This window comes from Ralstonia insidiosa (genome assembly GCF_008801405.1).
GTDB classification, from domain to species: domain Bacteria; phylum Pseudomonadota; class Gammaproteobacteria; order Burkholderiales; family Burkholderiaceae; genus Ralstonia; species Ralstonia insidiosa.
This window is the reverse complement of sequence record NZ_VZPV01000001.1, coordinates 59,279-79,287: the sequence shown is the minus strand read 5'-3', so window position 1 is coordinate 79,287 and position 20,009 is coordinate 59,279. Positions and strand designations below refer to the sequence as shown.

Annotated in this window: 19 protein-coding genes and 4 pseudogenes; 15 read left to right on the top strand and 8 right to left on the bottom strand. The window is 63.8% G+C overall.

Going from position 1 to position 20,009, the window contains the following annotated elements; genetic code table 11:
- Nucleotides 1-240: 240 nt before the first annotated feature.
- Nucleotides 241-600 carry a hypothetical protein gene (locus F7R11_RS00380; protein ID WP_104577644.1) on the top strand — a complete coding sequence of 120 codons (360 nt, stop codon included), beginning with the start codon at nt 241-243 and terminating at the stop codon, nt 598-600.
- Nucleotides 601-689: 89 nt separating this feature from the next.
- Here the strand turns inward: F7R11_RS00380 and F7R11_RS00375 are convergent, their stop codons facing one another.
- The gene (locus tag F7R11_RS00375) at nt 690-1,298 is read right to left on the bottom strand and encodes a TetR/AcrR family transcriptional regulator (protein ID WP_064046983.1); all 609 of its coding nucleotides are present in this window, start codon (nt 1,296-1,298) and stop codon (nt 690-692) included.
- 93 nt (nt 1,299-1,391) lie between these two features.
- Nucleotides 1,392-1,520 carry a hypothetical protein gene (locus F7R11_RS27400; RefSeq protein ID WP_261312564.1) on the bottom strand — a complete coding sequence of 43 codons (129 nt, stop codon included), beginning with the start codon at nt 1,518-1,520 and terminating at the stop codon, nt 1,392-1,394.
- On the opposite strand from F7R11_RS27400, the gene F7R11_RS00370 reads away from it, so the two are divergent.
- From F7R11_RS00370 to F7R11_RS00330, 10 genes and pseudogenes are all read left to right on the top strand, one after another.
- Nucleotides 1,519-2,307: an SDR family NAD(P)-dependent oxidoreductase gene (locus tag F7R11_RS00370; RefSeq protein ID WP_064046984.1), complete on the top strand. Its 789-nt coding sequence runs from the start codon at nt 1,519-1,521 to the stop codon at nt 2,305-2,307. The genes F7R11_RS27400 and F7R11_RS00370 overlap by 2 nt on opposite strands.
- 120 nt (nt 2,308-2,427) lie before the next feature.
- Nucleotides 2,428-3,306 carry an alpha/beta fold hydrolase gene (locus F7R11_RS00365; RefSeq protein ID WP_390624371.1) on the top strand — a complete coding sequence of 293 codons (879 nt, stop codon included), beginning with the start codon at nt 2,428-2,430 and terminating at the stop codon, nt 3,304-3,306.
- Between the two features lie 70 nt (nt 3,307-3,376).
- Nucleotides 3,377-4,222 carry an alpha/beta fold hydrolase gene (locus F7R11_RS00360; protein ID WP_064046986.1) on the top strand — a complete coding sequence of 282 codons (846 nt, stop codon included), beginning with the start codon at nt 3,377-3,379 and terminating at the stop codon, nt 4,220-4,222.
- A 64-nt stretch (nt 4,223-4,286) separates the two neighbouring features.
- Nucleotides 4,287-4,685, top strand: coding sequence for a helicase (locus tag F7R11_RS00355; protein WP_104577642.1), 399 nt, complete (start codon nt 4,287-4,289; stop codon nt 4,683-4,685).
- A 66-nt stretch (nt 4,686-4,751) separates the two neighbouring features.
- Nucleotides 4,752-6,359: pseudogene (locus tag F7R11_RS27470) on the top strand (GMC oxidoreductase); the annotation flags it as partial.
- Nucleotides 6,360-6,449: 90 nt separating this feature from the next.
- Nucleotides 6,450-7,718, top strand: a pseudogene (locus F7R11_RS27150) (NADH:flavin oxidoreductase/NADH oxidase family protein).
- A 76-nt stretch (nt 7,719-7,794) separates the two neighbouring features.
- Nucleotides 7,795-8,796, top strand: a complete 1,002-nt coding sequence (locus F7R11_RS00345; protein WP_104577641.1) for an NADP-dependent oxidoreductase — start codon at nt 7,795-7,797, stop codon at nt 8,794-8,796.
- A gap of 35 nt (nt 8,797-8,831) precedes the next feature.
- A pseudogene (locus tag F7R11_RS00340) lies at nt 8,832-9,134 on the top strand (oxidoreductase); the annotation flags it as partial.
- A 35-nt stretch (nt 9,135-9,169) separates the two neighbouring features.
- Nucleotides 9,170-10,026, top strand: a pseudogene (locus tag F7R11_RS27505) (alpha/beta fold hydrolase).
- 251 nt (nt 10,027-10,277) lie between these two features.
- Nucleotides 10,278-10,904 carry a tyrosine-type recombinase/integrase gene (locus F7R11_RS00330; protein WP_104577640.1) on the top strand — a complete coding sequence of 209 codons (627 nt, stop codon included), beginning with the start codon at nt 10,278-10,280 and terminating at the stop codon, nt 10,902-10,904.
- A gap of 161 nt (nt 10,905-11,065) precedes the next feature.
- On the opposite strand, the gene F7R11_RS00325 is transcribed toward F7R11_RS00330, so the two are convergent.
- Nucleotides 11,066-11,929: a class I SAM-dependent methyltransferase gene (locus F7R11_RS00325; protein ID WP_104577639.1), complete on the bottom strand. Its 864-nt coding sequence runs from the start codon at nt 11,927-11,929 to the stop codon at nt 11,066-11,068.
- Nucleotides 11,930-12,025: 96 nt separating this feature from the next.
- The gene (locus tag F7R11_RS00320) at nt 12,026-12,919 is read right to left on the bottom strand and encodes an NAD(P)/FAD-dependent oxidoreductase (protein WP_104577638.1); all 894 of its coding nucleotides are present in this window, start codon (nt 12,917-12,919) and stop codon (nt 12,026-12,028) included.
- Nucleotides 12,920-13,064: 145 nt separating this feature from the next.
- Between F7R11_RS00320 and F7R11_RS00315 the strand changes: the two genes are divergently transcribed.
- The 4 genes from F7R11_RS00315 (at nt 13,065) to F7R11_RS00300 (ending at nt 16,495) form a co-directional block, all read left to right on the top strand.
- Nucleotides 13,065-13,697: a TetR/AcrR family transcriptional regulator gene (locus tag F7R11_RS00315; RefSeq protein ID WP_104577637.1), complete on the top strand. Its 633-nt coding sequence runs from the start codon at nt 13,065-13,067 to the stop codon at nt 13,695-13,697.
- A gap of 570 nt (nt 13,698-14,267) precedes the next feature.
- Nucleotides 14,268-14,846, top strand: coding sequence for a hypothetical protein (locus tag F7R11_RS00310; protein WP_104577636.1), 579 nt, complete (start codon nt 14,268-14,270; stop codon nt 14,844-14,846).
- Between the two features lies 1 nt (nt 14,847).
- Nucleotides 14,848-15,987 (top strand): glycosyltransferase, encoded by a 1,140-nt coding sequence (locus F7R11_RS00305; protein WP_104577635.1) that lies wholly within the window; start codon nt 14,848-14,850, stop codon nt 15,985-15,987.
- Nucleotides 15,988-16,024: 37 nt separating this feature from the next.
- Complete coding sequence (locus F7R11_RS00300; RefSeq protein WP_238500908.1) at nt 16,025-16,495, top strand: cupin domain-containing protein; 471 nt, start codon at nt 16,025-16,027, stop codon at nt 16,493-16,495.
- 267 nt (nt 16,496-16,762) lie between these two features.
- Here F7R11_RS00300 and F7R11_RS00295 read toward each other — a convergent pair whose 3' ends face one another.
- The 4 genes from F7R11_RS00295 to F7R11_RS00280 all read right to left on the bottom strand — a co-directional run bounded on the left by F7R11_RS00295 (nt 16,763) and on the right by F7R11_RS00280 (nt 20,000).
- A complete protein-coding gene (locus F7R11_RS00295; protein WP_104577634.1) occupies nt 16,763-17,008 on the bottom strand; it encodes a hypothetical protein in 246 nt (81 codons plus the stop codon).
- Between the two features lie 68 nt (nt 17,009-17,076).
- Nucleotides 17,077-18,063 (bottom strand): hypothetical protein, encoded by a 987-nt coding sequence (locus F7R11_RS00290; protein WP_104577633.1) that lies wholly within the window; start codon nt 18,061-18,063, stop codon nt 17,077-17,079.
- Nucleotides 18,060-18,989: a recombination directionality factor gene (locus F7R11_RS00285; protein WP_104577632.1), complete on the bottom strand. Its 930-nt coding sequence runs from the start codon at nt 18,987-18,989 to the stop codon at nt 18,060-18,062. Before F7R11_RS00285 ends, F7R11_RS00290 begins: the two co-directional genes overlap by 4 nt.
- A gap of 12 nt (nt 18,990-19,001) precedes the next feature.
- Nucleotides 19,002-20,000: a YqaJ viral recombinase family nuclease gene (locus tag F7R11_RS00280; RefSeq protein WP_167317198.1), complete on the bottom strand. Its 999-nt coding sequence runs from the start codon at nt 19,998-20,000 to the stop codon at nt 19,002-19,004.
- Nucleotides 20,001-20,009: the final 9 nt, after the last annotated feature.

Genomic DNA, 20,009 nt, shown 5'->3' with positions numbered 1-20,009 from the left:
CCCTAAGCCGTTGAGGAGTTCGGCCTTTCGATGGAGAAAGTTTGGTTGATCGACCGATTGGATACCGTTTTAATTTGTAAGGATCTGTAGTGCTCCATTCCGTATAAGAATCAATGGGTTGGGCCCTTTCCGCGCGAGGTGTGGAGACCTGACGATGTTACAGATAGTGAGGTATACGTACGATTGGCGTCTGCGCCGCGCATAAGAAACGATTCATCGCCGACTTTCGCGGAGACACCCATGGGTCGACCGACGGGCCGAGTTCGGCCAGGTGCGGTCTTCCGGATCGCGCGCGAGATTCTGGTCACCCAGTTCTTCCCAGCGACAGCTATCCGGCGCTCCACCGGGAGGCCGAGGCGGCTCAACTCCGGTGGTCCGTTCAGGAACCGCGTCGGCTCGACCCGGCAAATCGGCGACATCAGCCGAAGCTACGACGGCCTGCGCGCGGTGGGCGTGAACATCGTGCAGGGTGAAGCCGCTGCAGTCGACGTCCCCGGGCGCAACGTGCGGCTCGTCGGCGGCGCGGTGCTGCCGTACAACCGGCTCGTGCTTTCGCCAGGCGTGGACTTCATCCCGGACCAGAACGGTCAATCGGACTGACGCAATGGGACGGACGACGAGCGCTGTAGCGGGGGCCCCCACAAGGGGTTTGCGGCCTCCGCCTCGACAGCGCAACGTGTCCGCGACCCTCAGGAATGTCGGCCAGTCTTGTACTTGCGCCCAGCGACCTTCGGTGCCGCGGACGCAAGGAGTGCGTCGCGGCAAACCGCCAGGAATTCATCGGCCAGTGGCGAGTCGTCGGGGCACGCCCTCGACATGACGATGGCGCCCACGGCATGCGCCAGCGCGTCCAGGGTCTTGGCTCGCGCCTGGCCAGCATCTGCTGAACCCGACGCCGCGCGCTGACTGGTCAGTGCGGCGACGAGGTCCTCGACGCCGGCCGCAAACGCGATTCGCACCGTCTCGGGCTGGCGTGCGGTATCGCCGCCCAGGGCCGCCATCGTGCAACCGGTAGCCCGGGAGTCCCGGTGCTCTCGCGAGAGGTATTGCTCCACGAACTCCACCGGGCCAACGCCATCGGTCATCGCAACGGTCTGCGCGATGCCGCACGCCGTCGATTCCGCGATCAGGTCGGCCTTGGATCCGAACTGCTTGTAGAAGCCGCCGTGGGTGAATCCCGCGGCCGCCATCAGGTCGGCCACGCCAACCCCGTCGTATCCGTGCTCACGAAACAGAGTGGACGCCGTCTCGACGACGTGCGCCCGGTTTGCTTGAGCCTGTGCCTTGGTGACCTTCATCTCTCGACAACCGTGAGTTCGTACGTGAACGAGCCCACTATACATTGATGTCGACCATCATCCAACACTTGACATGTTGGATGATGATCGTCATCATTGAGCCATCGACAGTTTCCAGCTCTCGCGCCAGAGCCAGTTCGCTCGGCCCTGGGACTCGACAGCAGGAACTTCGAAGAGTTGCGCCCGCGCTTGCGGCCCCCCTTCCAGCAGGAAATCGATCATGTCCACCCTCCCTACCGTCCTCATCACGGGCGCCTCCACGGGCATCGGCGCCACCTACGCCGAGCGCTTCGCGCAGCGCGGTCACGACCTCGTGCTGGTTGCCCGCGACGGATCGCGGCTGGAGGCGCTCGCCACCCGCCTTCGCACCCAGCACCACATCGCAGTCGACCTCTTGCCGGCCGATTTGACGCAGCAAGCCGACCTGGTCTCGGTGGAGGCCCGGCTGCGCGACGATGCACGCATCGGGATCCTCATCAACAACGCCGGCATGGCGCAATCAGGTGGCTTCCTGCAGCAGAACGCTGATGGCGTCGACCGCCTCATCGCGCTCAACATCACCGCGCTGACGCGTCTCGCGGCCGCCGTTGCCCCGCGCTTTGCGCAGTCCGGCACGGGCTCGATCGTCAACATCGGCTCGGTCGTCGGCTTCGCCCCTGAATTCGCCATGTCGGTCTACGGCGCGACCAAGGCGTTCGTCCTGTTCCTGTCGCAAGGCCTGAACCTCGAGCTTTCATCCAAGGGCGTTTACGTGCAGGCGGTACTGCCCGCGGCGACCCGCACGGAGATCTGGGAGCGCGCCGGGATCGACGTCAATTCGCTCCCCGACGTGATGGAAGTGGGCGACCTGGTCGATGCGGCCCTCGTCGGCTTCGATCGCCGCGAACTGGTCACGATCCCGCCATTGCAAGTCGACGGTCGCTGGGACGCGCTGGATGCCGCTCGCCAAGGCTTGCTCTCGGACATTCGCCAGGCGCAGGTGGCCGAGCGCTATCGCTCGCAAGCCTGACCGCCTCCGACCGCCCAACACTGGAAAGCTGCCGTGACTTCATCTCTGCTGAGATCCACCCTTTACGCCCTGGCGCTGTACGCCGCGCTTGTGTCGCCGCATGCCGAGGCCAGCGACGCCATCTCAACGGACGCGAGCCCTTCGACGACCACGGGTGCTCGGCCCGTGACCTGGAAAGAGGTCCCGACGCAGCTCGTCTCTGCAGGCGGCGTCGACTTCAAGTACCGCGAGCTGGGCAAGCACAACGGCGGCACGCCGGTGGTGTTCCTGACGCACCTGGCCGCGGTCCTGGACAACTGGGACCCGCGCGTGATCGACGGCATCGCGGCCAAGCACCATGTCATCACCTTCGACAACCGCGGCATCGGCGCTTCGAGCGGTTCACCGGCCAATTCGGTCGAGCAGATGGCCGACGACGCCATCACCTTCATCAAGGCCATGGGCTTGCAGCAGGTGGACCTGCTGGGCTTTTCGCTGGGCGGCATGGTCGCGCAGGAAATCGTCCTGAAGGAACCGCAGCTCGTCCGCAAAATGGTTCTGGCCGGCACCGGCCCTGCGGGCGGCGAGGGCATCAGCACCGTGGCGGGCGTGACCTTCCTCGACATCCTCCGCGGCTTCTTCACGGGTCAGGATGCGAAGCAGTTCCTATTCTTCACGCGTACGCCGAGTGGCATCGAGGCCGGAAAGGCCTTCCTGGCGCGGTTGAAGGAGCGCACCGAGGATCGCGACAAGGACATCTCGGTGAGCGCATTCCTCGCCCAGCTCGAGGCGCTGCGCGTATGGGGTCAGAAGGCGCCCGCCGATCTCTCGGTGGTCAAGCAGCCTGTGCTGGTGGTCAACGGCGATGCGGATCGAATGGTTCCGACCTCCAACTCGTACGACCTTGCACGGCGCCTGCCCAACAGCCGGCTGATCATCTATCCCGATGCGGGCCACGGCGGCGTCTTCCAGTACCAGGAAGACTTCGTGCCCAAGGCCCTGGCCTTTCTCGCGAACTGATCTCCCGCGCGAGAAGCCCCGCACGCGCACGCACGCACGCCGCAACTCTCCTGGTTTCATAGGCAAGCACATGACTGACACGCACCTGACCGCACCCACGCGCTTCGTGGAAGTCGGCGGCACCCGATTCGCCTATCGCCGCTGGGGCAATGGAGCTGCTTCGCAGCCTCCGATGCTGTTCTTGCAGCACTTCCGCGGTGGCATGGATCACTGGGACCCGTTGATGACCGACGGCCTGGCGGCTGGCCGCGAAGTCATCTTGTACAACGGTCGCGGCATCGCCTCCTCGGGTGGCACACCCCGCACGCGCATCGAGGACATGGCCGACGACGCCGCGGCTTTTGTTCGTGCGTTCGGCCTGGAGCAGATCGACGTCCTGGGTTTCTCCTTGGGCGGGTTCCAGGCGCTGGACCTCACGTGGCGCCACCCCGAACTCGTGCGCAAGCTCATGCTGCTGGGCACCGGTCCGCGAGGTGGCAATCCCGAACTGGAAGAACGTGTGCTGACCACGGCGGTCAACCCGATACCCACCTTCGAGGACTTTCGCTACCTGTTCTTCGGCCGGTCGGATCAGGCTGAACAGGCTGCTCGGGCGTTCTGGGAGCGGCGTCACCAGCGGGTGGATCAGGACCCGCCGTCTTCGCCGCAGGTGGCCAACGCCCAGATCGAGGCCAACGTGCTGTACCTGCCCCGGTTGAAGGAAGACGACCCCTTCGCCTACCTGCGCGGTATCCACCAGCCCACGTTCATCCTCAATGGCGTGCACGACGTGATGGTGCCGACCGTCAACTCGTTCTACATGGCGCGCAACCTGCCCAACGCACAGTTGTTCATCTACCCCGATGCCGGCCATGCCCCTCAGTTCCAGTGCCCGCAGCGCTTCCTGCAGCACGCGTTGCAGTTCCTGGGCGAGTGACGGTGAGCGCCGTCGCCGCCCCAGCGTCATTGGGTCCAACCACCGTCCTCGAAAGTAAGGCGCCATGCTCAAGTTCAAGCTCCTCTTATGGGCCTTTGCACTCTTGTTACAGCGAAAGATCCGCAGCAGCGCGGCGTGCGCGCGCTACCTCGGCGAGAAGAAGCTCGTCTTCCAGATTCGCACAGCCTCGGGCGCTGGACGCTGGTACCTCATCGAGAAAGGCGCCGTGCGCTCCTTCGCCGGCTTGACCGACAACGCGGCGTTCACGTTCACCTTTTCGAACGCGGCCAAGGGCTTCGAGATCCTGTCGGCCAAGGACGCACAGCCCGCATTCCTGCGTGGGGTGGGCAGCAAGGACCTGATCGTGAGCGGTGACTTTCGCGAAGTCATGTGGTTCCAGGGGCTCACCGCCTACCTGCAGCCGCCCAAGGTCATCGCACCCCGGGACCGCAGCCCGTTCTGACGGTCGCTCCACCCGCCGCGCACGCACCGGCCCGGCCGGCGACACAACGATAAGCGGAGACAAACCATGACGACATCGCCGGGCGCCACCGTGCCCGCCCCCAGGCTGCAAGCCTCGCATGCAGACGCAGCGCCCTATGACTTCGACCACATCGTGATCGGCTCGGGCTTCGGTGGCAGCGTCTCGGCCCTGCGGCTGTCGGAGAAGGGCTACACGGTGGGCGTCATGGAAATGGGGCGACGCTGGAAGCCCGAAGACTTCCCCAAGTCGAACTGGGACGCGCGTCGCTACTTTTGGCGGCCGGGTCTTCGCATGTTCGGCTTCTTCAACATGCGGTTGTTCCGCCACGTGGTCGTGATGTGCGGCAACGCCGTCGGCGGAGGCTCGATTGCGTATGCCAGCGCCTTGCTCAAACCATCGCCGGACGTGTGGGACCAGGGCTCCTGGGCTGGTCTGCAGGATTGGAAACGGGTCATGCCGGCGCACTACGCCACTGCCGAACGCATGCTCGGTGTGGCCGACAACACGCTGCTGGGCGAGGCCGATCGAAGGTTGGAAAAACTTGCGCACATGGCCGGGGTAGCCGACAGCTACTACGCCGGCCGTTCGGGCACCTTCTTCCCGCCTCCGGGCGAACGCGGTGGCAAGACCTACCCCGACCCGTACTTCGGCGGCGAAGGCCCGGAGCGCAGCACCTGCACCGGCTGCGGCGGATGCCTGGTGGGGTGCAGGCACAACGCCAAGAACTCGCTCGACAAGAACTACCTCTACCTGGCCGAGCGGCGCGGCGCCCAGGTCTTTGCGGAAACCCGGGTGGTCGATGTTCGTCCACTCAACGGCAAGCCGGACGGCAGCGACGGCTACGAGGTCCACACCGAGTGTTCGACCGCGCTCTTCGACAAGCGGCGGCGCGTCTTTCGCTGCCGCGCCGTGGTGTTTGCCGCGTCGTCGCTGGGCACGGTCGAACTGCTACTGCGATTGAAGGAAGGCGGCTCGCTGCCGCGGCTCAGCGATGATTTGGGCAAGCGCATCCGCACCAACGCCGAGTCGCTCCTCGGGCTGCGCTTCCCCGGGCGCGGGCCCAGCATGTCACCGGGCATCGCAGGCGGTGCCGCCATCTACCTCGACCCGCACACCCACGTCGGCGTGGTGCGGTACGCAGAGGGCATGGACGGCACCAGCCTGCTGATGACGGTGATGCGTGGCGCCGCCGCGGGTTGGCGGCGCATTCCGGCGTGGCTCTGGCGCATGCTGCGCCATCCGGTCCAGGCGCTGCGGGCCCACAACCCGATCGGCTTCGCGCGCCAGACCATGCTCTTCGTGGTCATGCAGAACAAGGAAGGCCACATCGACCTGCGCCTGCGCCGTCCCTGGTACTGGCCGTTCGGCAAGCAATTGAGCACCGAAGGCGCGCCGATTCCCGCCCACATTCCGGAGGCGAACGCCTTCGTCGAACGCGCGGCCAAGGCCCTTGGCGGCATTCCCATGTCGTTGCTGACCGAAACCCTGTTCAACATCCCCACCACGGCCCACTGCATGGGCGGGTGTGCCATGGCGCAGACCGCCGAGCACGGCGTGATAGACGCCCGCAACCGCGTGTTCGGCTACCAGAACATGCTGATCTGCGACGGCTCCATGCTCAGCGCCAACCTGGGCGTGAACCCGAGCCTGACCATCGCGGCGATGACGGAGCTCGCCATGTCCCACATCCCGGCCAAGTCATCTCCCAACCCCGTTCACGACACATCACGCAGCGACATGCCCATGCCCAAGACATCCAACGCCGGCCACCGGCTTCTGAACCAGCCCCTGACATTGCCCAACGGCACGGTCCTGCGTAACCGGCTGGCCAAGGCCGCCATGAGCGAGACGCTGGGCACCTACGACAACCGGCCGACGTCCAGCCTCGTACGGCTATATGAACGTTGGGGCGCCTCGGGCCTGGGCCTGATCGTGACGGGCAACATGATGATCGACCGCCGCGCTCTGGGCGAGCCCGGCAACGTCGCCGTCGAGGACGAATCCGACCTGACCGTCTTGCGCCAGTGGGCAAAGGCGGCGACGGCGCAGGGCGCCGCCATCTGGGCGCAGCTCAACCATCCCGGCAAGCAGTCCACCAAGGGCTTGAACGCCTTCAACCTCGCGCCTTCGACCGTCCCCTTCCGCGAGGACATGGCGGCCCTCTTCGAGACTCCACGTGAAGCCACCGGGTCCGAGATCCACGACATCATCGAGCGTTTCGGGCGCAGCGCGGCCATCGTCAAGAAAGCCGGCTTCAGTGGCGTGCAGATCCACGGTGCCCACGGCTAGCTGGTCAACCAGTTCCTCTCCGCGCATCACAACCGTCGCGACGACGAGTGGGGCGGAACCCTCGAGAAGCGCCGACGCTTCCTGATGGCCGTCTATGCGGAGATCCGCCGACAAGTCGGTCCGGAGTTCCCGATCGGCATCAAGCTCAACTCGGCCGACTTCCAGCGTGGTGGCTTCACCGAAGAAGAATCGCTGGCCACGATCCGCGCGCTGGCAGGGGCGGGAATCGACTTGATCGAGATCTCCGGCGGGACCTACGAGGCGCCCGCCATGAGTGGCGGGTTGCAGGAGCAGGCAAAGGCATCCACCGCAGCGCGTGAAGCGTACTTTCTCGACTTCGCTGAAAAGGTTCGTGCCGCTGTCCAGGTGCCTCTGATGGTTACGGGCGGATTCCGCACTGCAGCCGGCATGGAAGCCGCGCTGCGCACGGGGGCGCTCGATGTGGTGGGCCTGGCGCGCTTGCTGGCGATCGACCCCGACGCGCCTGCCGCACTACTCCAAGGCCGCGACAGCCTTCAACGCGTTCGCCCGATCAACACCGGTCTCAAGGTCGTGGATCGCATGGGAATCATGGAGGTGCTTTGGTACGAACGCCAACTCGGGCGCATTGCCAAAGGTGGAGACCCACAGCCGAGGGAAAGTGGACTGTCCGCCTTCCTGAAGTCAGCGCTCGTCAGTGGCTGGGGAACGTTCCGCACACGTCGCCTGCGCGCGCGCGCTTGAGCGCGCAACTCGCACCAGCAGGCATTGCTGACAACCAAGATGACGCGCACCCCGCTTCGATCCAAAGGAAGAAGACATGAAAGCACTCACGTTCAAGCGCTACGGCAAGTCGCCCGACATCGGCTTTGCCGAGATTGCCCGCCCCTCGCTGAAACCAGACGAAATGCTGGTCCAGGTCCATGCCGCGGGGCTGAACCCCATCGATAACATGGTCCCTGTAGGAACGTTCAAGCCCGTCCTGCACTTCGACTTGCCCGCGACGTTGGGCAGTGATCTGGCGGGCGTGGTGGTCGAGGTGGGCAGCCGCGTGACCCGCTTCAAGCCCGGTGACGAAGTCTTCGCCAGCCTCTTCGACCTCGGCAAAGGGTCGCTTGCAGAGTTTGCGGCGGTGCCGGAGAGCGCCGCCGCCTTGAAGCCGCACAACCTGGACTTCGTGCAAGCCGCTTCGATTCCGATGGTCGGACTCACCGCATGGCAAGCGCTGAAGGAGCGCGCGGGTCTGCGTCAAGGCCAGAAGGTGTTCATCCCGGCGGGTTCCGGCGGCATTGGTACGTTCGCGATTCAGCTGGCGCACCTCCTTGGCGCCAAGGTGGGCACCACCGTCAGCACGGGCAATGTCGAACTGGTTCGCAACCTCGGCGCCGACGAGGTCGTCGACTACAAGAAGCAGGAATTCGAGAAGGTACTTCGCGGCTATGACGTCGTGCTCGGCACCCTGCGGGGAGACACCATCGCGAAATCCGTCGACACCCTCAATCGGGGCGCCATGATCGTCTCCCTCATCGGCCCGCTCGACGTGGCGTTCGCGCGCGCGAAGGGCTTGAGCTTCATCGTGAGGTTCGTGTTGGGATTGATGAGCCGCAAGATCGTGCGCCTCGCGAGAAAGCGGGGCGTCAACTACTCTTTCCTGTTCGTGCGTCCCGACGGGAAGCAACTCGGGGAGATCGGCGATCTGCTCGAGTCCGAACGCATTCGGCCGGTGATCGACAAGGTGTTCCCCTTCGATCAGGCCAAGGAGGCTCTCGACTACCTGGCACAAGGACGAGCCAAGGGAAAGGTCGTCGTTCGAATCAAGTAGCCCATCGTCATCGCCACGATCCAAAGCCGTGGCGGCACGTCCACGTTCTCGATCATTCAGCGATGGGAGCTCCCGCAGTGCCTGCCGAGCTGAAGGCTCGTCTTCACGCTGCCTTCAAGGGCCTGTTCATCCTCGCCGGCGGATTCGATCAGGCCAGCGCCGAGCGTGCGCTCGAAGCCGGTCAGGCGGACCTCATTGCCTTCGCCCGGCCCTTCATCGCCAATCCGGACCTGGTCGCACGCATGCGTACTGACGCCGCGCTCAACGTGCTGGACACCGAAACCTTCTACACCCCGGGTGCCAAGGGCTACACCGACTACCCGGTACTTGCGGCCTGAGCTGTACGGTCCGTCGACTATCAAGGAGCCCTGCCATGGGCGTTCAGCAAGATCCGAAAGTGAGCTGGAAGAACGTGCCCGCGCGGACTGACACCGCTGGTGATGTGACGTTCGCCTACAGGGAACTGGGCACCGAACATCCCGATCCTCCGGTCGTGTGCCTCATCCATCTGGCAGCAGTGCTGGACAACTGGGACCCTCGGGTCATCGACGGTCTCGCGACGAAGTATCGTGTCGTCACCTTCGACAATCGTGGCGTTGGGGCGTCGACGGGATCTCCTGCGGTGTCGATGGAGCAGATGGCTCGCGATGCCATTGCGTTCATCAAGGCGATGGGGCTTCGATCAGGTCGATCTCTTCGGATTCTCGATGGGCGGCATGGTGGCACAGGAGATCGTCCTGAGGGCGCCGCAACTCGTGCGCCGGATGATCATCTCCGGGACAGGGCCAGCCAGAGGCGACGGCATCAGCAGGCTGCCCGGGGTGACCTACACCGACATGTTGCGCGGCTGGCTCACCTTCCAGGATCCGAAGCAGTTTCTGTTCTTCACGAGGACGCCCAGCGGCATTCGAGCGGGCAAGGAGGTCTCGCTCGCCTGAACGGGCGCTCCGAAAACCGCGACAAAAGATCAGGTTGGCCGCGCTCCAGGCACAACTGAAGGCACTACGCCGCTGGGGCGAGAAGGCGCCAGCCGATCTGTCGAAGATTCATCATCCGGTGGTGGTCGCGAACGGTGACAGCGAACGCATGGTGCCAAGCCAGAACATGCGCGATCTCGCGCGGCGGCTTCCGAACATCGAACTGATCATCTACCCTGATTCGGGACACGGCGCGGTGTTCCAGTTCCAAGCCGACTTCGTGCCCAGGGCCCTCGCGTTTCTCGCGAGGTGATCGGGGCGTACGCCTTACGGCACTCCGGGATTGATCGAAACGGCCACCGACCGCTTCTGAATGGGGAGGGAGAAGGTCTCTTGATCGCCTTCCGCCGCTGGCCATGAACGGCTGCTTCGTAGATGCGCAACGCGAAGGGTCCGCGCTTGTTGTCCGGCGGCTTCGGAGCGAGCCGACGGGCTCCTATGGGTCGGGTAGCGCCCGTTACCAGGGCACAGTCTGGATCTCCCTTCATTCGAAAGGAGATTGTCATGAATATGTCTACCAGCACCGGTCCGTCGCGGATACCGTGGAACAAAGGGAAACTGACCGGTCAGAAGCCGCCGCTCAAGCTCAGGGAGATCTGGGCGATCCGCGTGCGCCTGCAGCTCTCCTCCAACGTGCGTGATCTGGCGATGTTCAACCTAGCCATCGACAGCAAACTCCGCGCGAGTGATCTGACGAAGCTACGTGTGCGGGATGTCTGCCATGGCGAGCGTATCGCTAGCCGGGCGACGATTTTGCAGCAGAAAACGCAACGACCGGTCCAGTTTGAGATAACTGAACAGACTCGGGAGAGCGTCGAAGTTTGGATGCGACAAGCGGGCTTGCGCGCCGCGGATTTCCTCTTCCCTAGTCGCATTCACGACTCCCCGCACTTGTCGACGCGCCAGTACGCCCGGCTTGTCCATCGCTGGATTGCATCGATCGGACTCGATGACACCGCGTATGGCACACACACCATGCGTAGAACAAAGGCTTCGCTCATCTATCGTCGGACAAAGAACCTGCGCGCTGTCCAGTTGCTGCTGGGGCACACGAAGCTGGAGAGCACGGTTCGATATCTCGGAATCGAGGTAGACGACGCGCTTGAGATGGCGGAACAGACTGAGGTATAACCACTGGCCGGCGAGCGGTCGCTTGCCGGCCATCAAGAGCCACTGCTCTTTTCGCCCTCAATGGCCAATCAGCGCTGCGTTCCGGCCGGTCGGCGCTCAAGGTGGACCTTCCCCGAGACACGAGGAATTGCCGGTTCTGACACATTGGTCGACGTAGCCTGTCACCTTGCGGGATTGCGTGCCATGACGATCCACGCCGCGCCGTTGATCATCACTGACCGCTCGCCGGGGAGGCTCGCGAAGGCGGCACGAACGGCGGCCGAGGCGCGGGTGCGGATGTCGTCGGGCTGATCAGCGAGCACACGCGACAGCGGGCCGACCTCAAGCGTCATCTTCACCGCGTCGTTGATCGCGGCGTCCCGCGTTTCGCCCTCGCCGAACGGGACGGCCGCGTCGAAGGGCGCGATAGCAATATCGGTAAGGCCAGCCGCCGTCAGGATGCGTGCCACGCGCTCCCGGTCGCCGAACGAAAACGGGCCGGGCGCTTCGGGATTGGGCAGCGCGGTCGGCGGGAGGATGTCCTTGAGCGCACCCACCGGCAGGCGCATCCAATCGTTCTCGGCCGCACCGCGCCAGCAGACGAAAGCGACTCGCCCGCCCACCCGCAGCGCACGTCGCATATGCGCGAACGCCGCTGTCGGATCGTCGAAGAACATTACGCCGAAACGCGAGAACAGGATGTCGAACGCGCCTTCGGGCAGCTCTGCGCTGCTGGCGTCGGCCACCTGAAACAGGGCCGGCGTATCGGGTCGCGCAAGCGCGCGCGCTCGGTCGATCAGCGGTTCGGATATGTCCACGCCCAGCACTTGGCCCTCCGCGCCAACGCGGGCTGCCAGAGCCAGACTCGATGCGCCCGCGCCGCAGCCGATGTCCAGCACGCGCTCGCCCGCTGCGGGCGCGGCGGCTTCTATCGCGGCCTGGCCGAACACCGCTACCAGAGCGTCGAGCCGGGCCTGGTTGGCGACCCAGCGCTCACCGCTTTGACCATTCCAGTCACCGACCTGATCCGCACTTTGCTTTGCCATGTCATCTCCTTGACTTGACGATCCGCCTTTCACCGCGCCGATCTACGCCAACCTTTCCGAAGGCGACGACGCAGCGGGAGAATGGAACCGGTGCTCTCAAACCACCATCGATTGCTGGGCGAAGATGCCCGCCATCGCGCCCTGCGAGGATGCCTGGGTGACCGATGGCAAGAAGGGCGTGGCTAGGTCGCCGGCGGCGTAGATGCCCGGCATGCTGGTTTGGCGTCGGTCGTCGACGTTGAGGACCACGCCGGTGGGCGTATCGAGCGTGGCGAGGCCGAGTGATTCATGCAGGCTTGCAGACGGCTTGTTGCGCGGATTGGCGAACAGGATGTCGACCGCGACATTGCGACCGGTATCGAGATTGACGGTGGTGATGTGGCCCTTCTCGTGCGCGATCTCGACAATCCGACCATCGACGAGAGGGATGTTGCGGCGCGCCAGATCGGCCTGAATATCGGGCGCAATGTCACGACCATCGGCGAAGACAGTCAACTTGTCAGTCCAATCGCGGAACAACTTGGCAGACTGGTACGACTGCAGGCTGGACCAGACAAGGCCCCAATGCTGGCCGGCGACTTCAAAGCCGTCGCAATACGGGCACGGCACGATGGACGTGCCCCAGCTTTCGGCAAAGCCCGGAACATCGGGCATCTGGTCAACGACGCCATAGCTCAGAATCAGACGGCGCGCCCTCAAGGTTTCGTGATCGTCAGTGACAACGCAGAAATCGTCGATGGCGCCAGACACGCTCTCGGCCCGGGCGTTGACGAGGCTGACCGTTGGATAGCGCGCCAGCTGCTGCCGCGCCTCGACCAGGATATCCAGCGGCGGCTTGTGATCGTGGCCGAGCAGGCCATGCGAATGGCCGGCAAAGCGGTTGCGCGGCCGGGCAGTATCGAGCACGGTGACCTTGCGGCGGGCACGGCCAAGCTGGAGGGCAGCGGCGAGGCCGGCAAAGCTGCCGCCGATGATGATGACGTCATTCATGGTGATGGGCTTCGGGTTGTGAATGAGGAGTGGGCCGGGGACACCTGATCTGGACAACCGGTTGAAACCTGCCCTGGCTTGCACATTGCGATACTCAGTGGTATCGTATTAACTAATTTCAATACTGTCAAGTACCGGAATTGTCGTGACCGAAAATAGCCAGGGCCGGCGCGGCCGGCCCGCCAACGAAGCGCTTCGCCAAACGATCGTCGACGCCGCCTGCGAACTCTTTGTGGAATTGGGTTTTCAAGCGACGACGATGGACAAGGTCGCCCAGCGGGCGAAGATATCCAAGCTGAGCATCTATCGGCACTTCGAGAACAAGGAGGCGCTGTTCAGCGCGGCCATGGTGGCCCGCTGCGATCAATTTGCACCGCAGGCCCTTTCTGAAGGTGTCGACGGTTCGGCCGAAGATCAGCTCATGGCGGTGGGATCATCCCTGCTTCGCACGCTGTTGAGCCCGGACGTCCGCAGTGTCGAAGCCATGGTCTTGGCCGACAAGACGAATCAAAAGTCGTTAAGCGAGCTTCATTACGAAGCCGGGCCCGCCCGTGTCATCGCCCACATCGAGGCCGTATTGCGTCAGCTGCACGCGAAAGGGATGCTGAAGGTGCCCGATACGCACCTGTCCGCCCGCTTGTTTGCCGCACTTTTCAAAGGGTCGGATCTCTTGCTGATCGCACGCTTCGATGAGGCGAGAGCAGAGGACGACAATGAAATCGAATCCTATTGCCGGTCGGCCGTCGCCATGTTTATCGCCGCGCACAGTGGCGTCTAAAGGTGCGCTATTACGGCCGATGAAGAACACGCAGCTATTGCATGCGCTGTTCGCGGAGCAACCTATGGACGATGCGTGGACGACTGATGGGCGTGGCCATTGCATGAGCGCAAAAGCCGCCCGAGCGGGCAGGCAGAGGCCGCTTTACACACGATAGCGGTCGCTACTGCGGCCTGAGTGGAACGGCAGAGAAGGGTCGGCTACGGCCGGCCGCGTCGGGCGGCAGTCGGCCAGCTTCGGTCGTAGGCCCCCACCGCTACTTGGACATTCGAACGTCGCCTTTGCACTCGCTAACCGACTTTCGCACGCAGATCATTCGTGTCGTGGGCCCATGCGGTATGGGCGACACGTTGCTCCGACGACTGGTATGTGATCGTCACCCAACGTAGCTCAGAGACACGTCGAGCGGCGGCTTCGACTTTCGAGCCTGGACGACACCCCGTCCCAGCCAGAGCGGATACCGAGGAACGCAACGCTGTATCGCGCCGACTCGCCAGTGCCCAACTTACAAGATAAAGAGGTCTCGGCGATCCTTGAAAGTGTCGCAATTTAGGTTTAACTTAGATTCAAATGAAAGCAACGCGCTCCTACACCATGCGCGCCCGTGCAGCTTCCACCGAGGCGACGCGTCGGCGGATTCTGGAAGTCGTTGTCGACATGCTCAAGACGCGCTTTCGCTCGGAAATCCGACTGGAAGACATTGCGTCCAGCGCGGAGGTCAGCGTGCAGACAGTCCTCAATGTGTACGGCAGCCGATCGGCCCTGCTCGACCTGGCGCTCGAGGGATTGCTCACCGAGCTGAGAGCACAGCGCCTTCGTGCCGCTCCAGGCGATATCGCGGGAGGTATCGCCGCGCTGGTGGACCACTACGAGCAATTCGGCGATTGGGTCATCAGGAATCTTGCGGAGCAGGCCGATCCGGAACTGATCAAGACCGGCCGCGCCGGACACCGCCAGTGGGTACAGCGACAGTTCGCGCCACAGTTGGCCGGGGCGCCCGCGGCGCGCCGCAGGGCTGTCGTCGACGCGTTGGTCTGTAGCTGCGACGTCTACACCTGGAAGCTCTTGCGGCGCGACATGGGTCGCTCTAGGGCTGACGCCGAAGCTGTCCTGCAAGCCATGGCGGAAGCCATCGTCCGGATGCCATGACATGGCTCGCTATACGTTTCTCACCTGGGATGGCGCAGGCAATCAACCTCCAGCGGTTGGCATTGCGCAGGCGCTGATCGAGCGTGGACATGAGGTGACGTTCGCCGGCTACGCGAATCAGCGGGCGTACTTCAGGGCACGCGGCTTCCGGTTCGTGCTACTCGAGCATGCATCGGCCGCGTGGCAGGAGCTCCCGCCGCCGAGCATGTTCGCAGTGAAGCTGCATGCCGCCTGGGCCGCTTCGGAACACCTGCCGGATGTGCAGAACGTTCTGGCCAACGAGCAGCCCGATGCCTTGCTGGTGGATTGTCTGATGTTCGGCGCGCTGGCCGCCATGGAAAGTGCAGGCGTGCCGACGATGGTGCTCGTGCACAGTGCACCGGGCGCGCTGCTGCCGCCGGGCGGCACGTTCGAGCTGCGGCTGCTCGATCGCGTGAATCATGTCCGCGCAGAGGCGAGGCGACCGCCCCTGAAGAACCTCTGGGCCGCATGGGAGCCATTTCCTACCATCTGCACGAGCGTGCGTGAACTGGACCCCCTTGCCACGTCCGCTCCATCGTCGTTCGACTACATTGGGCCCGTTTTTGAGCGCGTAGCACCAGGCAACTGGCAGGGCCCCTGGCCTCTTCAGGACCCTAGGCCCCTCGTTCTCGTGAGTTTCTCAACCGGCCCCTACTGGGACCAGCGCTCACGCATCGAACGGACGCTCTGCGCCCTGGCTGAACACCCGTACCGGATTCTCATCACGCCGGGCAAAGCGGACGTTTCCACGATCGCAGTGCCTTCCAACGCAGTGCTCGCCGGGGAGTTTCCCCATGCGCGAGTGCTGCCCCACGCCGCACTCACGGTCACGCATGCGGGCCACGGCACGGTGTCGGCCTCGCTCCTGCACGGCGTGCCGCTGGTCTGCCTTCCGAACCCGACGGCCGATCAACCGGCCCTGGCAGCTCAGGTGGAGGCACTGGGGGTGGGACGTTCACTGGATGGCGAGACAGCGACGCCGGCGGACATTGCAGCGGCAGTGGATGCCGTCCTGACCGACCCGTCCTATGCGCCAAGGGCCCGCGCGCTTGCCAACACGATCGCAAGGATGCGCGGCCCCCAGGCGGCGGCTGATCGATTGGAGCAACTCGCCCAGTAACGTACTCACCGCATGTGATGTTGATCAGGAGGCTACGATGGACACAAAGACCACAGCAGTATCGATCGCGATATGCGTTAGTTGCATTGCAGCCCAGCTGACCTGGGCCCAAGCAGACGGTCACCGCACGATCACACCAAGTGACCTGAAGTGGGTGGATGCGAAAACCTTGCCGCCGGGCGCCAAGATCGCCGTTATTGAAGGGCCGCTGGATCAAGCGGTTGACGTCACAGCACGCCTGAAGCTTCCCGCCCACTATGAAATCCCCCCGCATTGGCATCCCGCACTGGAACGCGCGACGGTGCTTTCCGGAACCTTCAACATCGGCATGGGTGACAAGCTGGATCGACAGAAGACGAGGGCACTGCCCACTGGCAGTGTGAGTCTCATGCAGCCCAGGATGAGCCACTTCGGATGGACCGACGAAGAAACCGTTCTTCAGTTGAACACCGTGGGCCCTTGGGACATCATCTACGTCAATCCCGCAGACGACCCGAGAAAGAAGTAGGCACCCCGTCTGCAAGGCAGTGGGCTCGCAAAGGACCTCTCATGTTCATTAGATATTTGGATATCTCGGATTTGAATGACCCTTGCGCCTCGGTAGCAGCCTTTGACATATGTCAGGATCCGGTGGCCAAGTTGGGTCGACTGCGGTCGGCGGAAGCCGGGCGTTTTGGGGCGCTCTGCCCCCGGCAGATGGCGATGAACTATAAAAAATGCCCCGAAGAGCGTCATGCCGGTTGTTCTCCCGATCGGTACAGCGGAGTTGGGCGTGTCAGCTCTGCTGAGCGAAGTGGGCATCAAGCTTGTCCTTGATCTCGCGTGCCACGCCCTGCCAGGCTTCGGCACCGATCAGTGGGTTGTTCGCGAACGCCGTGCGTAGCTCCTCGATCGGTGTTTCTGCAATCTTTTCGGACCACTTGGAGAGCGCATCGATCACGAACATCTGCGCCAGTGGCCCGAAGCGCGAGAAGTCCATCAGCTCGCAGACGAAATCGATATTGGTTTTGGGTTTCGGCATGGCCTTGTCCCTATGTCGGGTAGATAAAAGAAAAGAGAGCCGGGGCCGAAGCCCCCGCTTGTATGCCCTCAGGACGAATCGAGGGCGGCGAGCTGACGGCGCAATGCTGCGGCACGGGCCTGCGAAATGCCCAGGAAACGCCTGATGTCGGCTACGGTCGGGCGGACCTGTCCGGCCGCAACAGCCTGCGCGAGCGGTGTCACATCGGAATCGGGTGATTCGCCTACCGGTAACGGCGTGACCGGTTCACTGACCGGCGGGTGACTCTCTGCCTCCACCACATGACTTCCGGACTCAGGCACATGACTCACCGTGACTGGCGGATGGTTGACCGTGACCGCTGCCACAGTTGCCGGAACGGCTAGGACCGGTGGTCGTGACCGCAGCGTGACCGTCCATAGCAGACAGGCGACGCCTTCTAGCACCGCAGCGAACGCTAGTCCCGACAGCAGATCGACGCGTGCGACGGACGTGCCGAATAACGCGGCAAGTCGCACCGTGACTGGATCGGCTAGCAAGGCATCACGGCGTGCCTCTGTCCGGTCATCCGCTGAGTGCTGGCGCCGGAGTTCTCCAGCTTCAGCCTCCAGCGCATCGAGCTTGGCGGTCAGCGTGACGCGACGGGCTTCCTGCGCCGTACAGTTGCCAGTACAACGCTGCGCATTGACGGTCGCCAATCGTGCGGTGACGCTGGCCCGTTCGGCCATGACTATTGTGAGACTGCGGCCAGTCGGTGCAGATGCAACGAGCGGAACCACCGCAGCGTGCAGTTCCCCGGCATGCCGCTGCGCCAGCAGGAAGAAGGTCGCATGCCCGAAGCACGCAGTGAGCATGCACGTGGCCCACAGTACGCCTGCAACGGTACGCACCACGGGGGGCGATCCCCGGACCAGAGCAGGCAGCAGGTGTGCACTGGCGACCAGCACAACGCCAATGGCGACCCAGACCAATCGTTCTGCCAGCGATCCGCCTCGCTGCCAGCCGGCCAGCACCGACACACAGATGGCAGTGCCGGTCGCCGCGATCGACAGCACCCAGGAAAGCCGCCGGATCACGCGGCCGTCCCGCTCAGCAACGCCGCCTTGCGGTTTAGCTTGTCGCGCAGGGTTGGAGGCTGGGCCGCGTCTGTGTTGTTGGCTCCTTCGGCGTCTCCTGCCGTGGTGTTGATGCTGCTGGCCGATTCCGGAAAGAACTCCTCCGCGACGGCAGCAGCCTCTTCCGGACCGTCTTCGAAGGCGCCATTGGCGAAGCCTACCTTGGCGGCAACATCAAGGGCTGTCTGGTCGAATCCACTTGCCTTGCGTCGCGTATCCAGTGCCCTTGCTTCGGCGATCGCGGCTTCCAGCGTCATTCCCGCCCGAACACTCAGATCGACGTAGTAGATCGCTGCCCGGTAGCTCTGCGTGGTGGACTTACCCCGGAGCTTCAGATCTAGCGCCAGGCAAGCCAGCAGGTTGCCGGACACGGCGCTGAAGTAGTGCAGCCGCGCAGCCAGCGTACGGATCGAGTTAAAGCTCGTGGTTCTAAACACAAACGACCCAAGCTCGTCGTCAGCGTCTCCGACAACGACGTTGAATCGCCCGTATGGCTTGCAGCCGCCAGGACCACCGAACTGACAACCTTCCGGCGACGGACACGGCAGGATGGCTATCCCGCCTTCCTCCACGCGCTTGCACCGCTCGCCGTTGCCGACACAAACGGGACGCCCTGTCTCCCGGTCGAACAATGTGTACTCGGCGCGCAGGTTCAGATCAGGTTCGTTGAACAGCAGCCGCACTGGGATCGAGCGCAGCTTGCCCGGCATGGCTTTGCGCAACGACTCATTGAGCGGATGTAGCACCCATTCGCCGCGCTGCTGCACCTGGGTGGTCAACGTGAACTGGTCGTCTTTCTCCGGCAAGCGCTTGCCGTTCTTCTCGATCACGCGACCGATAGAAATCCGCCCGATGACGGGCGGCGTGATAGCGAGTCCTTTCAACATGGGAAAACTCCGTTAGGGATACATGAGGAAGCGGCGCGAGCCGGCTTTGGGGATGGCGTAATGCTGAGCAAGATGGGGGTGATCGGTCAGCAGCCGTTCCAGGTCGGTACTGGTACTGTCCTTGCTGCGCCGGAAGGTAACTTCGCCCGTCTCGAACAACGCCCGTGAGGCGTCGCCCATGGCGTACTGGATCGTCTGCTTGAGCTTGGCGGCTGCCACTTCCAGCGACTCGAGCTGTTCACGCACCGCCACCAGATCGGCAAAGACCGCGCTCAACTGCCTGTCGTCCGAGAAATCCACCGTGCCGCCGCTGTCCCGCGGGTACAAGCAACGCAGCGCCCGGTCGGCGGACTCGGAACCATCTCCCGGTGGCGGCGTGTCGGTTTCCACGTACCGCCAAAACTCGGCTTCCAGTTGAATCAGCCGGGCGATGAGTTCGTCGTCGCGCTCGATGCGGTACACGGCCAACTGCTGCCCGCATAGCAGCACGGCCACATCGGCAGCACGTTTGCCGGTGACAGCCAACTGGTGCTGTACCTGTAGCTGCACGTATTCGGGCACGCCGTCCTGCCAGTGACGGGCGCCAAACTGGCCCGCCGTTTTGCATTCGAGTATGTCGACATCCGGCGCGCCGATGACCTCGCGGTCCAGGTTGGCGAGCATGAACGGGATGGTTGGATGCCGCAGTACGGCGTTGACCTTGCGTACGCGGCGCCCGGTCTGCTGGGTATAGGCTGCGGCTACGATGGGCTCCAGTAACGTCCCCCAGTAGATCGGCTCAGTGGTGTCGTTGGGATCAGGCTTGGGCAGGTCGGCACCGCGGCCGGTTTTCTCCAGCCAGAGTTCGGTTTGCGACTTGAATGGATTCAGGCCAACCGCAGCGGCGGCGTCCGATCCGCCGATGCCGGACTTGCGGACTTCGAGCCAATCTTGGCGGGACAACTCGGTGGTCTTGACCAGCTTCAACGCTGCGCGCCGGGGTCTGGGTCGGATGGGTTCGAGGGCACTCATGGAACCTCC

Bases quoted from the DNA above. Each gene is read 5' to 3' on its own strand.
- F7R11_RS00380 (WP_104577644.1), top strand. From the start codon at position 241: ATGGGTCGACCGACGGGCCGAGTTCGGCCAGGTGCGGTCTTCCGGATC.
- F7R11_RS00375 (WP_064046983.1), bottom strand. From the start codon at position 1,298: ATGAAGGTCACCAAGGCACAGGCTCAAGCAAACCGGGCGCACGTCGTC.
- F7R11_RS00370 (WP_064046984.1), top strand. From the start codon at position 1,519: ATGTCCACCCTCCCTACCGTCCTCATCACGGGCGCCTCCACGGGCATC.
- F7R11_RS27400 (WP_261312564.1), bottom strand. From the start codon at position 1,520: ATGATCGATTTCCTGCTGGAAGGGGGGCCGCAAGCGCGGGCGCAACTC.
- F7R11_RS00360 (WP_064046986.1), top strand. From the start codon at position 3,377: ATGACTGACACGCACCTGACCGCACCCACGCGCTTCGTGGAAGTCGGC.
- F7R11_RS00355 (WP_104577642.1), top strand. From the start codon at position 4,287: ATGCTCAAGTTCAAGCTCCTCTTATGGGCCTTTGCACTCTTGTTACAG.
- F7R11_RS00345 (WP_104577641.1), top strand. From the start codon at position 7,795: ATGAAAGCACTCACGTTCAAGCGCTACGGCAAGTCGCCCGACATCGGC.
- F7R11_RS00330 (WP_104577640.1), top strand. From the start codon at position 10,278: ATGAATATGTCTACCAGCACCGGTCCGTCGCGGATACCGTGGAACAAA.
- F7R11_RS00325 (WP_104577639.1), bottom strand. From the start codon at position 11,929: ATGGCAAAGCAAAGTGCGGATCAGGTCGGTGACTGGAATGGTCAAAGC.
- F7R11_RS00320 (WP_104577638.1), bottom strand. From the start codon at position 12,919: ATGAATGACGTCATCATCATCGGCGGCAGCTTTGCCGGCCTCGCCGCT.
- F7R11_RS00310 (WP_104577636.1), top strand. From the start codon at position 14,268: ATGAAAGCAACGCGCTCCTACACCATGCGCGCCCGTGCAGCTTCCACC.
- F7R11_RS00305 (WP_104577635.1), top strand. From the start codon at position 14,848: ATGGCTCGCTATACGTTTCTCACCTGGGATGGCGCAGGCAATCAACCT.
- F7R11_RS00300 (WP_238500908.1), top strand. From the start codon at position 16,025: ATGGACACAAAGACCACAGCAGTATCGATCGCGATATGCGTTAGTTGC.
- F7R11_RS00295 (WP_104577634.1), bottom strand. From the start codon at position 17,008: ATGCCGAAACCCAAAACCAATATCGATTTCGTCTGCGAGCTGATGGAC.
- F7R11_RS00285 (WP_104577632.1), bottom strand. From the start codon at position 18,989: ATGTTGAAAGGACTCGCTATCACGCCGCCCGTCATCGGGCGGATTTCT.
- F7R11_RS00280 (WP_167317198.1), bottom strand. From the start codon at position 20,000: ATGAGTGCCCTCGAACCCATCCGACCCAGACCCCGGCGCGCAGCGTTG.